The sequence below is a fragment of the Enterococcus sp. AZ079 genome (genome assembly GCF_050547255.1).
GTDB lineage: Bacteria > Bacillota > Bacilli > Lactobacillales > Enterococcaceae > Enterococcus_D > Enterococcus_D casseliflavus.
Genome location: NZ_CP172955.1, coordinates 1,077,941 through 1,092,287, shown reverse-complemented (window position 1 = coordinate 1,092,287; position 14,347 = coordinate 1,077,941). Strand labels below are relative to the sequence as shown.

Annotated in this window: 9 protein-coding genes and 1 pseudogene; 2 read left to right on the top strand and 8 right to left on the bottom strand. The window is 33.9% G+C overall.

Features of this window, described 5'->3' with window-relative positions; all coding sequences use genetic code 11:
• Nucleotides 1–133: 133 nt before the first annotated feature.
• Together IGJ15_RS05410 and IGJ15_RS05405 are read left to right on the top strand one after the other, a co-directional pair.
• On the top strand, nt 134–1,936 hold the full coding sequence (locus IGJ15_RS05410) for an LTA synthase family protein (RefSeq protein ID WP_071859262.1): 1,803 nt from the start codon (nt 134–136) through the stop codon (nt 1,934–1,936).
• 806 nt (nt 1,937–2,742) lie between these two features.
• Nucleotides 2,743–3,096: pseudogene (locus IGJ15_RS05405) on the top strand (transposase); the annotation flags it as partial.
• Nucleotides 3,097–3,265: 169 nt separating this feature from the next.
• On the opposite strand, the gene IGJ15_RS05400 reads toward IGJ15_RS05405, so the two are convergent.
• From IGJ15_RS05400 to rfbB, 8 genes are all read right to left on the bottom strand, one after another.
• Complete coding sequence (locus tag IGJ15_RS05400) at nt 3,266–4,576, bottom strand: DUF2142 domain-containing protein (protein ID WP_060792928.1); 1,311 nt, start codon at nt 4,574–4,576, stop codon at nt 3,266–3,268.
• 20 nt (nt 4,577–4,596) lie between these two features.
• Nucleotides 4,597–5,844 carry a glycosyltransferase family 4 protein gene (locus IGJ15_RS05395; protein WP_060792927.1) on the bottom strand — a complete coding sequence of 416 codons (1,248 nt, stop codon included), beginning with the start codon at nt 5,842–5,844 and terminating at the stop codon, nt 4,597–4,599.
• 46 nt (nt 5,845–5,890) lie between these two features.
• On the bottom strand, nt 5,891–8,965 hold the full coding sequence (locus IGJ15_RS05390) for a rhamnan synthesis F family protein (RefSeq protein WP_086295562.1): 3,075 nt from the start codon (nt 8,963–8,965) through the stop codon (nt 5,891–5,893).
• A gap of 26 nt (nt 8,966–8,991) precedes the next feature.
• On the bottom strand, nt 8,992–10,221 hold the full coding sequence (locus tag IGJ15_RS05385; RefSeq protein ID WP_010749353.1) for an ABC transporter ATP-binding protein: 1,230 nt from the start codon (nt 10,219–10,221) through the stop codon (nt 8,992–8,994).
• 1 nt (nt 10,222) lies between these two features.
• On the bottom strand, nt 10,223–11,023 hold the full coding sequence (locus tag IGJ15_RS05380; protein WP_005229524.1) for an ABC transporter permease: 801 nt from the start codon (nt 11,021–11,023) through the stop codon (nt 10,223–10,225).
• A 209-nt stretch (nt 11,024–11,232) separates the two neighbouring features.
• Nucleotides 11,233–12,399 carry a nucleotide sugar dehydrogenase gene (locus IGJ15_RS05375; RefSeq protein WP_060792925.1) on the bottom strand — a complete coding sequence of 389 codons (1,167 nt, stop codon included), beginning with the start codon at nt 12,397–12,399 and terminating at the stop codon, nt 11,233–11,235.
• Nucleotides 12,400–12,415: 16 nt separating this feature from the next.
• The gene (gene rfbD / locus IGJ15_RS05370; protein ID WP_060792924.1) at nt 12,416–13,267 is read right to left on the bottom strand and encodes a dTDP-4-dehydrorhamnose reductase; all 852 of its coding nucleotides are present in this window, start codon (nt 13,265–13,267) and stop codon (nt 12,416–12,418) included.
• Between the two features lie 42 nt (nt 13,268–13,309).
• On the bottom strand, nt 13,310–14,338 hold the full coding sequence (gene rfbB, locus IGJ15_RS05365; protein ID WP_060792923.1) for a dTDP-glucose 4,6-dehydratase: 1,029 nt from the start codon (nt 14,336–14,338) through the stop codon (nt 13,310–13,312).
• Nucleotides 14,339–14,347: the final 9 nt, after the last annotated feature.

Genomic DNA, 14,347 nt, shown 5'->3' with positions numbered 1-14,347 from the left:
TTTCTTACTTTATCATACTTCATCTTTTTAAGATTGTATTTAATGAAATAATTTACTTAATCGAAGATTTATATTAAACTTTTTGCTAACGACACTTATTTCTAAAACAGTTTTTTCTGGGAGGATTTTTTAAATGCTTATAAGCCTGGGTCTTTTTTTTATTTTGTTTTTTTACTGTCGCTCTACCTTTTTGAAGCGGCTTTTTTTCGCTTTTTTTATTGCTAGCTTTCATTTCACCCTTAGTACTTTTATTTCATCCAATTTTACTCGAGTCGTACTTTTTTTAGAAAGGGTTTCAGAAAATGGTACGGTTGTAAGGACCATACTCTCATTAGTCCTTGCGATAATTTTCTATGCAATTTTTAGATTTGGTTCAAACTATTGGCTTGAGAAACCTATAAAGATTGATAAAAAATATGTTGCACTTTCACTACTACTGATATTGTTGACATTTTTAGGTTTTTTGGCCTCTAATAGCGCCTATTGGACTAAAAGCTACTTCGGAAACGTTGGAATAGATGAAATTTTTTATACACTTTCTCAACCGCTAACTGGAACTGATCAAGGACAGATTTACGCATATCTTTTAGGTCCTTTACTAAACTCTATAGTCATTACACAAATTATCATCATTCTACTCTATTTCATGATTATGATTCGTTCTTCGAAAACCACTAGAATAGTCAAATTTTCAAAAAAATCATGCTTTCTTTCTATTTTTTTTACAGTAATTTTATTGTTAGCAAATATAGTATTAGGCCTTAATAAACTTGGTTTTAATGAATTGAAAGCTTACTTTTTTGAAAAATCAACTATATATGAAGATTTTTATGTTGATCCAAATTCGATTTCTATAACTTTTCCTGAGGACAAGAGAAACTTGATTTATATTTTTGTTGAGTCCTTAGAGACAACTTATCTTTCGTCAGCTGTTGGAGGCGCCCAACAAGAAAATTTAATGCCTAATATCACAGAACTCTCATATTCAGATGGACTAAATTTCTCCAACCAAAAGCTGTTAGGGGGGGCAATTCAAGTTCCTGGTGTTGGATTTACGGTAGGAGGAATGGTTGGACAAAGCACAGGCGTGCCTTTACGTGTGACCGGCGGATATAGTGAAAACGACTATGGCAATACTGAACATTTCATGCCAGGAATTACCTCTATAGGTGACATATTACATGACAACGGATATAACCAAATTTTATTATTGGGGTCAGACGCCGATTTTGGCGGTAGGAAGAAATTTTATGAGCAACATGGAGACTACGAGATACGGGATTATAATTATGCTAATGACCATGGTTGGATACCAAAAGATAGAAAAGTATGGTGGGGATATGAGGATGAGAAACTCTTTGAATTTGCGAAAAACACACTTTTGGAACAAGCATCACTAGACCAGCCATTTAATTTGACTATGCTAACGGCAGATACTCATTTTCCAGATGGATACAAAAATGAAAATACACCTGAGATTTTTGATGAACAGCTTAGCAATGTTATTTATTATTCGGATCAGATGATTGGCGACTTTATTGCTTGGATAAAAGCACAGCCATTTTATGAAAATACAACTATTGTTATTGCTGGAGACCATTTAAATATGGACCAAGGTTACTTCGCTTCAATAGAAGAAACTTACCAGAGAACGGTTTTTAATTTATTCATCAACTCTCCTATTACTACATTAAATAACACTGAGCGTCAATTTAGCACACTCGATCTTTTCCCTACAACATTGGCCGCACTAGGCGTACAAATAGAAGGCGACCGAATAGGACTAGGTACTAATTTATATTCTGATACTAATACTTTAATGGAATTCTTGGGATACGAGACATTTACCTCTGAATTAAGTAAAAACTCAAGTTTTTATAATAAGTATATAATGAAAGGTTCGGATCTTACCATAAATACAAATAGTAATAATTAGTGAAAAATATATCGATCGCTGCTGCATGGAATACTTCATAAATCGCCCCGACAAAAGCATCCAAGTGATGTTTTTGTCTTTTTTTTCGCTTGCTCAAAGCAACATGTCAGAAAGATCACTTTCTTGTTAGCTATATGATTAAGTAGTTTTTGAAATAATATATTCTGATAGAAATCTAATATTTTTTTTAAACACGATTCAAAATCCAAAAATATTTTGCTGGTCTAATCTATAAACTCTTTTTTCAAATAACAACAATATTTCACATCCGCTCTTAAAATAAAAAATATATAGTAGCAACTGGAAGAGGGGAGATTTTTCTTGATTGTCCACAACCACTTTTTATGTATCAGCCAAATTACACTTTCTAAGGTGACCTGCATGACAGAATTGCAAGTCAATCATAATATCCTCTCGTTTATACTACTTTTGTACATAAAAAAGTTTTCTTAAAATACCTTTTTTACATCGATTCTTTAAAGAGCGATTATTACTTTAATATTTATTAAATCAACTATATTGTGAGTAGAGGTAAATTAAAAAAGAATGCTGCTTGATTTATCACCTTTTTTTATTTTAATCATAATATAATTATATGAATATTTTTTTGGTAAAAAAGCGAAATTTTATTTTAACAGACTTCTTATAATCCCATTATCTATAAAGTGAAAATTAAAAGCATTTCAAGTTTCCTGTTACAACATGACATCAAAAGATATTTATATCATGTAATGAGAATAAGGCTTTCTATTTCTCAACCGCCTAATCATTCTCCTCAAAAAATCAGCCTCTATAATTTTTATGGGACAGAAACGATGATGATTGATCGATTGCTTGACTTTTCTACGCCCTGGAAGGAGGCGTATCCCTTTTTTCATGAATTAGTTGAAGCCTTTCGAGACAAAGACCCTGACTTATTTTTCTCCTTATTGGCAGAACTTCCCGAAACGTTAGATGACAGCTTTCGGGAAAAGTTTCAAAACCTCCTTACCTATGAAGAAGGCATCACCAACGCAATGATCTATCCTTATTCCAATGGAAAAATAGAAGCGAAGAATACCCACATAAAGACAATGAAACGAGTATCCTACGGATTTAAATCATTCGAGAACATGAGAATTAGAATCTTTTTGATCAATCAATTAATCAATGTAAGATAACAAAAAATCTGAGCCAGAATGTGGTTCATTCTGACCCAGATTTGATTTTACACAACTCATTTCATCTATTATTGAAAAAACAGAATTAGCAAATTTCTATACTGAAAATGAATTAGAAAAGAAAAAAAACTAATCTAAAGATAAGCAACCCTGTTCATAAGTTCTCCCATCATAAAAACCAATAAGTATCCAAAACCAAGCCTGTAGAAACAATAAAATTGAATACTAAAGTTAATATTATAGCAAACCTTAATAGCTTTTCACTCATCTCGACTTTTATGCTATCTTTTAATGAGATGAAAAAAGGAACAAGAAAAATAAGAAACGGAGTAAAGTATCTCCCTTGTGCACCTACCGAAATTATTGCATTCTCTCCTAATACTAGCGGTGTCCAAGCATAGTACATTCCAGCGATTATAGCCAAAATTTGAATTACAATGATTGCTAACGATGAAAATCCGAATATTTTCTTGATTTCAAAATCACTATTCAGAGCAGAAATAAAAGCCAATAAAGCTACATCTATAAAAATAATCCATAAAGGGATTTCTACCGAAAACAACCCAATATAACCAAACATACCCACGGTTAAAATGCTGTTTAAATGTCCATTTAGATTATTATTAAATAGAGTTCTCACCAAAACGAGCAGTAATTCTTTAATTCCCTGTATACCACCAAACATTTTAATACCTACTAATCCCCCAAGAACAAGCAAAAGGACGATCAGTATATATTTGTATTTGAAGATCAACTTTCTTATATGCTGATTAACTTTCTCCAAAGGAGAAAGTTTTCCTGCTAATATGAAATTGATTGGGAACAGAAGCAATAGAAATAAAAAGTTATTACTTTTCGTAATATATAGTGCTAGAGCAAATAGCAAAATTTGAAACAACTTTTTTAAATTGATTTGAGGATTTTCAATCATTAAGCTTAAAAAGGCAAAAAAGCCAAGAATCGCTACGAAGTTTGCAGCATCATAAGATAATGATCCTGCTTGTTGAACCATTATAGGGAGTAAAGATAAAAGCACCATCGACCATTTACCGTATCTAGTCTTTGTAATAATTAAATACATACTGGCTATATAAAATACAGCGTTAAATAAGCGTCCCAATGTTACCATTACGCCTATTGATGGATAAACAATGCTTCCTAGTATCATTCCTAAAACTTGCGGAATATGCATAATTCTTTTCAACTCAAAGCTTGGTTGAAATTTTTCCTCGGATAAATCAATTTTTTCCGTAAACAACTGTTTATATTCACTTTTGTTAATTTCAGTATCTGCACTAACACTATTCATCCAATCAAAACTCGTGTCAGTTCTTACAAATATTGAATTCCATGCCATTCTCGCATGGTTCATCTCATCGGGCACTCTATTAATAGGCATTAAAAATACCGAAATCCCTATAAATAGAGTTGCTAGTACGAGAAAAATCCCTTGCGGTTCTCGTAATTTGTTTCGAACCATTATTTTAACCCCTTAAGTATTTATTTATTTTTAATTTTATACATCACTCTCTGCACAAAGGTTCTTATTTTTATTTCTAGATTTGCTAATTTACTTTTCTTTTCGTTGATTACTAATAAGTTTTTTATGTGTCTTATAGCATGTTCATTTGTCTTTGCTTGATTTATTCTTTCTATTAAAACATGATAAACTGACTTGATTTGATATTTTTCTTTCGCTGTTTTAATGAACATTTCTGATTTACTTTTTACTTCTTCAAAATTGTCTATAAAATAATTAATAGCCTCTACAAGCGAATCAATATTACCTAATGGATATATTTTCCCATGTTGAAACATCTCATATGCAGATAAATGGCCTGGATTGTCCGAAATGATCACTGGAATACCATTGAGTAAAGCTTCTACATAAACTAATCCATATGTCTCTAAACTTGATGTAAATACACAAATATCCTTATCTGTAACTATATCCCATGGATTCTCTACATTCCCGGTAAAAGAAACTGATGCAATAGTATGCTCCTTTATATATCGTTCGCATTCTCTTTTATACTCTTCATCCCAACCGCCAACAAAAACTAGTTCGATATCTTTTCTATTTATTTCATGGAATGCTCGAATTAGCTCCAATTGATTTTTTCTTTTGGTTATTCTTCCAACTGAAACGATTCTTTTTTTCTTTCCTATTTGAATATTTGAACTTTTTAGTTCTGTATACGGCGCAAAAGGAAGTATTTCTCTACTATTAAATAATTTATTCAGATGATTGTTTAAATCACCTGTGACCGAAAATATATCCGTGGAAAATTGATCAATAAAATCTAGTTTATTCTTATAGTAAGCAAACTCTTTTTCTGGATATTCATGAATTAACCAGATATGAGGAATAGATTCTAGACAAGAAGCAAGAGCACCTTGAAACATATTTACCGTATTTGTAATCACCACATCCACTTGTTTTTCTTTTATAATCTCGGTTAATGTCTTAATTGTGTCTCTATATGAAACAACTCTTTCTTCTTCTGAACCAAATATATGTGCGGGAGCATCTTCCCACCACCAACGTTGGTTATTGATCAAATAGCATTCAATGCCATTGGACTCACAATATCTAGAATAATCATTTTCTGTTGCAACTCCATATATCGGTGCTGCATTAACTACATGATATCCTTCTGCAGCTAAAAACTTCATTAAGTTGACGATAGATATTTCTGCTCCATTATCGAGCGTACCCGTTGGTGACACGAAAAGTATTGTTTTCATCTTGTCTCCTTCATTTAAAACATACCTATACTAAAGAATATTTTATTTAATCGTTTATTTTATTTTTTGCCTCTTCAGATAAAAAATCTGTCAATTCATCGTTATGTTGAATTGTCGTACAATTGTTAACAACATAATTATACGCGTTACGTCCAATTTTTTTGCGCAACTCTCCATTCGTTACAAGCAGCTCTAGTTTTTCAAACCAATCTTCAGATGAATCAACTAAAATGCCAGTTTCACCTTCAATTATCATGTCCTTGAATGATCCAATGTTACTGGCAATTGTTGGAATTTTTAATAACCCAGCTTCTAACCACTTAATTTCAGATTTTGCCCTGTTAAATATAGTGTCGACAAGCGGCGCAAGATTTATATCTACATTTTTAACAAGTTGCGGCAGCAATCTCCAGTCAACAAATGGATGGATCACAATTTGTTCACTATATTCTTTTAACTCATTCGGAATATCGATATGACCCGCTAAATGTAATTTCACGTTATTAAAGGAAGCTAAAATTTTCAATATTGCCGGCATAATTAATTCAAAATTTTCGTTATGAGTAATTGATCCAGAAAAATACCCAATATGAACACATGATGCATCACTAAGTTTTTCTGCATTATTGCTTAGCTTTATTAATTCCTCACTGCCTAAGTTACGGTTTAACAACACTTTAGTATTATACTTTTTTAGCTCTTTTTTCAAATCTTCTGTGGAAGCTATTGCAATATCACATAGAACCAGCATTTTTCCATAGTTAGTCACGCCAGCATCATAATTTTGCTTCTCTATTTTAGATAATCCTTTAACATACGAAAGCTGGTCAGTGTATTTCGTATCAATCACTAAATCATCAATATCATATAAAACTGGCTTATTAAATTCTTTGGCCACTTGAATCAAATTGACCAGCATCTCATTATATGGCGCTCTATAAATTATAATATGGCTCGCTCTTTCTGCATCGCTAATTTTCAGCTCAGAAAGTCCCACAGACTTCACTCTAAAATTCAAATTTTTTAATTGTTCAATTTTATTTTCAACACGATATTTTGTCAGTTGTGGAATAACATTTTCAACACCATCAATAATCAATACATACTTTTGTGAATCTTTCTCCTTTATATCCTCTATGATCTCTTTGATGATTTTAACAGGATAATCTGTCTTTTCTTCTATATATTTTACCAAACTAGGGATTTCTGTTTGCCTATTCAAGCCTTGCCAAATAAATTTCTCATTTGTATAGTTTGATAATGCAGTATATTTGATTACTGGTATACCCTCTTTAAGCATCTCAAGAGGATGGATATACATTGCACTATCCTCGTTTTTTTCTGTTAGCGCACCATGCTTAAATCCTAAATCTGAAAAATGCTTTGTGAATACCGTTTCGTGCATACCAATTGCTTTATCTCTTGAATTTGTATCATTCATTTTTTCCCAATAAGAATAAAACCCTGAATAAGAAAGCAATGTCTTTTCTATTACTAAGAAGTAAGACTGTAAGTGTTTAGGAATATAGCCGTATTTGTTTAAATTAGTAAAATCGTTATATTCTTCTCCATAAGTCAAACCCCAAAAATCCAGTTTTTTATCTGCCATTTTTTTAAAAATAGATGATAATTCACCAACAGGTCCAATGTTGGTATCATTTACTAACAGTAACTCATCATATTCCAAAAGCTTCTCTTTACCCAAAAACAAAATTCCATGTCTAAATGCTGCCGTATCGTATCCTTTATTTTCTCTGGTTTCTACACGGCCTAATTGTTCCAACTGCTCAATATCCGAGCTTGGTAAATCACCATTTACTATAATTAAGAGATCTGTACATAGAGCTTTAAATGCTTTCAAGAAAAGAAGTTTATATTCTTGTAATTTCTCTTTGTCTTCATAAATAACAAAAATCAAAATTCTTGATGGAGCAACATAGTTATTATTCTTTCTCTCTACACTCCTTTTAACCCTCATCAGGAGTGTAGAGGGTTTTACAACTTTTGTTGAGTATTTTCTTGTGTTCTCTTTTAATTTACTCCACACTTTTAAAGCAAGAGCTGGATTTTTAATAAAGCGATATCCATAATGTATCGGCTTGATGAAAAGATTCCCTAATTTATATGAATTTGAATTTCGAATTTCATTTTTCTCATTTTCCAAAGTTGCAATAATTTGTTTCATTGTAAATTGTTCTTTTTCATATTTTTCAATTTCATAAGAGAAATGTTCACCCAACTCTTTTCTTTCAACAAGCAGATTTTGCTTATCCAATTCTAAAAGTTTTTTTTCATCGTTTTTCACGATAATTTCGTGATCTTGATTCTTTACATGTTCTGTTAACTCAGTCAAATGTTTTGTGAGATTGCTTAATCTATTTTCCAATATCATAGTATTGTGTGAAACTGCATTAAGAATTTCATTGGGATAGTCTTCAATATGTTTTCTTAATATATAAAAATAAACTTCATAATAAAATTTATCAGAAGAATGCTCTCCGGTCCTAGAAATCGAATTTGCTAGTACTCGATAATTCAGCTTAGCTTCTTCACATTTTTTTGGTTTTGCTTTATTAACTAAAATTAAATTCATGATAAAATCATAATCAACTAATTTTTTTCGGTTTAAATTCAAGTCATAACGAACATCTTTAATGATGGATGCTCGTATTAGTGAACAATTATCAATAAAATTATTTGTTAGATAGGCTTGAAGCTCGAACGGTCTGGCTTTCATGAAAAGTTCTTTTGATGAAGCATTGATTAAGTCGGTATATACTATATCGACCTCTTCGCTTTCAGCCAAAGAAACTAATTTTTCAATAAACTCAGGATCGAGATAGTTATCACTGTCAATAAAAAGAACATATTTGCCCTTTATCCAATCTAACCCACGGTTTCTTGTTACGCAAACACCACTGTTCTCTTGATAAATATACTCATATTTTGTGTTAGAAAGTTCAAGAGTTTTAAGAATTATTTCTTCTGATTTATCAGTTGAACCATCATTTATAACAAGCAGTTCAATCTCAGGATATGTTTGAGAAAGTACACTTTTTAAACATTGTTCAATATATTTTTCGTGATTGTAACATGTCACAATAACAGATACTAACCCCATAAAGTTTTGCCCACCTCATTACCAGACTATATTTCGATTTCTTCCCAAGATCCATTTCGTCTAACTAATCCGCTAGAAGAAATTCTCTCGCTTTTAGACATTTCTTTTTTTGGAGAAATAATTATAATAGGTGAATTCTCCTTATCAGAGAACGCGAATGGTTGGTCTGATTCATTTCTGACTGAAACACCTAACCGAAGTTTGCAACCATTCATTTCGTTCAAATTACATGTATAACGCAAAGTTTTTTTCCCTAAGCCTGTGGTCATATGATCTAATGAATTGTCATTATATACCCAAATATTTCGATCAATATCCGTTAAAGAAAAAGCTATATATGTTTTCATTTCCTCTAAAACTTCATACGAAACTTCAAACGCTATTCTTTTTTGATCTTTCTCTATTAGTTCATCTGATAGCAACCGTACTTTGAAGTCTTTAATGTAATCGTTCTCTTCTTCTTTCTTTACATCGATATCGTCTGTTTTTTCAATAACGGTGGAGGTCCCCGTCTGTGTAACATTGTCTAAAGAATATTGATTTGCTACATCATCTGGGGTCCCGATGATTTTTACTTCCCCTTTATCGATCATCAGTGCTTTATTACAGTATTTACGAACAGATTCCATTGAGTGAGTCACGAGGATAATGGTCTTGTTCTCATCTTTGGCCTTCATGAAATAGTCATTGCATTTTCTTTGGAACGCTTCATCCCCGACAGCCAATACTTCATCTAAGACTAAAATATCGCTTTTCGCTTGAATCGCTACAGAAAACGCAAGTCGAACCTGCATGCCGCTTGAATAATTCTTTAATTTTTGATTCATAAATTCAGTTAATTCCGCAAACTCAACGATATCGGAATACATTCCATCCACTTCTTTTTCGGAAAAACCAAGCATAGCGCCATTCAAATAGACATTCTCTCTCCCAGTTAATTCTGGATTGAATCCAACACCTAACTCGATGAAGGAAACCAATTTTCCGTTCACTTCTACAGACCCTTTTTCAGGTGTATAAATTTGGGAGATAATTTTTAATAAGGTTGATTTTCCACTCCCATTTCTTCCGACAATTCCAAAGAAATCTCCTTTATTCACTTCAAACGAAATATCTCTTAGGACTTTTTGCTCATTATATCCTTTGATTCCTTTAAAATAATTAACGATCGTTCTTTTTAAACTCGTTGTACTTTCTGTAGGAAGACGAAACGATTTTCCTATATGATCAACTTTCACTGCTATTTCATTATTCATATTAAATAATCTCCGCAAATTTTTTCGAATTTTTATTAAAAATCATGTAGCCAGCAACTAATACGATCCATGGCAAAACATATGGAATTGCGACGATCCAATTCGTATTTATTAATTGCCATACCGTAATATTGCTTGTACTTGTTAAGATATGCCGCATATCTTGAATAATTTGAGCCATTGGATTCATCATCAGAAGTTTGGCAATGTTCACGTCCATATTCATTACAAGTGTCAATGGGTAAATTAACGGTGTAAGGTAAAAACCCGCTTGAAGGACAACCTCCCAGATCGGTCCAATGTCCCGAAACCTAACATAGATTGTTGCCAAAATAAAAGACACGCCCAATGAAAAGGCATAGAGTTCAATCAGAAGCAGCGGTGCTAAAAAAGCATAGATTGAAATATCCGCTCCATTGATCATCGCAAATAAAAGAACGATCACAAGGCTGATTACTAGATTGATTAAGGCGTTGATCGATACAGCAATAACAATGATATGTGTAGGAAAGCTTAGTTTTCTAAGCAGATCGCCTCGTGTGACGATTGATGACATACCTAAATTTGTCGTTTCGCTAAAAAAGCTCCATAGAACGGTTCCCAAAAGTAACGCCACTTCAAAGTGAGGAACATCTTGTCCAAATTTAAGAAAACGTACAAAGACCACATACATGACAGTAAACAGCATCAAGGGCTTTAAAACAGACCAAACATAGCCCATAATACTTCCTTGATATCTTAGTTTAAAATCGGTTTTTACTAATTCTTTCAATAAAATTCTATTTTTACGCTCGAACATCATTTTCTCCTTTAAGGTTCCACTAATCTTTTTTACGGTAAAACTTTTTAAAGCTATCCTTAAAAAGTATACTCGACATTCCCCTCTTTCTCAACCTTTACCAGATCATTTCAAAAATTGAGAAAAAAAATTAATGTTTCATTGACAGATTAAACGAAAAAAAGAAAGCCGCATTCAACGAACGAAATTTGGCCTCCTTTTTCTCAAAGTTTTTAGTCTCTTTCAAACAAATCTCTTGTGTATACTTTGTCTTCTACGTCATGCAGTACATCTTCCATACGATTTGCTACAATAACATCAGAGATCTTTTTAAACGTCTCAAAGTCATCAATAACTTCAGAGTTATAGAAGGATTTCTCTTTTAAAGAAGGCTCGTATACTACTACGTTGATTCCATGGGCTTTGATCCGCTTCATAATTCCTTGAATGGAAGAATAGCGGAAATTATCAGAATGAGCTTTCATAGTCAATCGATAGATGCCCACAACTTTCGGTTGTCGATCAAGGATCTGCTCCGCGATGAAATCTTTGCGGGTCGTATTTGCTTCGACGATCGCTTGAATGATATTATTCGGAACCTTATCATAGTTAGCTAGGAGCTGCTTGGTATCTTTGGGCAGACAGTAGCCACCGTATCCAAAAGACGGATTGTTGTAGTGGGAGCCGATTCTAGGATCCAGCCCGACGCCTTCAATGATTTGTCGTGAATCAAGTCCCCTCACTTCCGCATAGGTATCTAATTCGTTGAAATATGCCACGCGCAGCGCCAGATACGTGTTAGAAAACAGTTTTATTGCTTCAGCTTCAGTCGGATTTGTTAAAAGCACGGGAATTTCATTTTCCCATGCATTTCGCTTGAACATCTCGGCGATCTCTTTCGCTCGCTCACTGCATTCTCCAACAACAATTCTCGAAGGATGCAAATTGTCGTATAAAGCTTTTCCCTCACGCAAAAATTCAGGTGAAAATAAAATGTTCTCTGTGTTAAAACGTGCTTTAAGATCTAATGTATACCCTACAGGAACTGTTGATTTAATAATAAACACAGCATCTGGACGCAACTCCAGCGCTTTTTCAATCACCGATTCTACAGTCGACGTATCAAAATAGTTTTTATGCTCATCGTAATCTGTAGGCGTCGCAATAATTAATACATCCCCAAAGTCAACAGCTTCATCAAAAGCTTTGGTGAAATGAACGGACAAGTCTGTCCGCTCCAAAAATTGGTGAATTTCTTTGTCTTCAAGAGGTGAGATTTTCTTTTGCAATTGATCGATTTTTTCATCCACAATATCATAAGCAAGTACTTCTTCTTTTTGCGCCAATAACAAAGCGTTTGCTAATCCTACATAACCTAAACCAAAAACGGAAACTTTCATCATGATCCCTCTTTTTCTAGTTTTCTTCTTTCTCTAAAGATGCAGTCATATCAGCCAATGCTTCTTCCCAAGTAGGAATAACAAAACCGGTATTCTTTGCTTTTGTAAGATCCAACACCGAGTATTGTGGTCGTTTTGCTTTTTGCGGATATTCTGCTGAAGTGACAGGTGCAACCTCAACATCCGTTTCTTTCAGAATTTCTTTGGCAAATTCGTACCATGAACAGCTATTGTCATTTGATAGATGGTAGATCCCATAGTCTGCATTGTTTTCGATAATATAAACCATAAATTCAGCTAATGTTCGGGTCCATGTTGGACGGCCATATTGATCATCAACGACGGTTAAGCGCGGGTGCGTTTGCGCTAAACGTTTCATTGTATATACAAAATTATGTCCATATTTACCAAAAACCCATGAAGTTCGGATAATGAAGTATTCATCTAAAAGATCTTTCACTGCTTGTTCACCCAACAATTTTGTACGACCGTATTCATTTTGAGGATTCGGCTTATCTGTTTCTTTGTAGACCCCCTCTTTTTTCGTTCCATCGAACACATAATCAGTACTGATGTAAACAAACTTTGCTCCTACCGCTTTCGCCGCTTTCGCCACGTTTTCCGTCCCGTTGACATTGATTTTCTCATCAAGTTCCTTGCCTTCATCTTCCGCCTTATCTACTGCTGTGTATGCAGCACAATGATAAATAACGGTCGGTTTTAATTCTTGAATAAACGCAAGAGTTGCTTGTTCGTCCGTAATATCCATTTCCTGGGCATCCGTTGAGACATATTTTAATCCTTTTTCATCTAATAGATGTCGCAGCTCCGTGCCCAGCTGCCCATTTCCGCCTGTCAGTAAAATCATATTTCTCATCCCTTCAAAAAAAGCAGGTTTCCCTGCTTTTATTTATTGTCCATTCGCAGCATAATTTTTCTCTACCGCTTCTTTTTCTGTCTTCCACCATTCTTCGTTGTTGCGATACCACTCAATCGTATCGGCTAAGCCATCTCGGAAATTGGTGAATTCCGGTTGCCAGCCCAATTCTTCTTTCAATTTTGTCGAATCAATTGCATAGCGTAAATCATGACCTGGTCGATCATTTACGTGCTCATACGCGTCTTTGGGCTGATCCATTAGTTCTAAAATCAGTTCAATTACTGCTTTATTATCCTCTTCACCATCGGCACCGATGAGATACGTTTCACCCATTTGTCCCTTTGTTAAAATCGTCCACACAGCTGATGAATGATCATTTGTATGAATCCAGTCACGGACATTTTTCCCGTCACCGTACAATTTCGGCTTGATGCCGCTCAAAATATTGGTAATTTGTCGAGGAATAAATTTCTCAATGTGTTGATAAGGTCCATAATTATTAGAACAATTGGAGATCGTCGCTTGGAGACCGAATGAGCGTACCCAAGCTTTTACCAAAAGATCGGAACCAGCTTTTGTTGAAGAGTAAGGACTTGATGGGTTATACGGCGTTTTGTCCGTGAATTTTTCTCCCGCTCCTTCGCCATGTCCCGGAAGATCTTCTCTCAAAGGAAGATCGCCATATACTTCATCGGTTGAAACATGATGGTATCTTACATTATACTTTCGGCATGCTTCTATCAGCGTATACGTTCCAATAATGTTGGTTTGAACAAACGGAAAAGGATCTTTCAACGAGTTGTCATTATGAGATTCTGCAGCATAATGAACGACAGCGTCTGTATCCTGAACCAATCTATCTACCAGCTCCTGATCAGCAATGTCGCCGACAACTAATTCGAAGCGATTCTTTGGAAGACCATTAAGATTGTTCTTATTTCCCGCATAGGTCAGCTTATCTAAAACTGTTACAAAAACATCAGGATGATTATTGATCACATAATGAACAAAGTTAGAGCCGATAAATCCTGCTCCACCGGTTACAATAATTTTTTTCATCACTTTCAC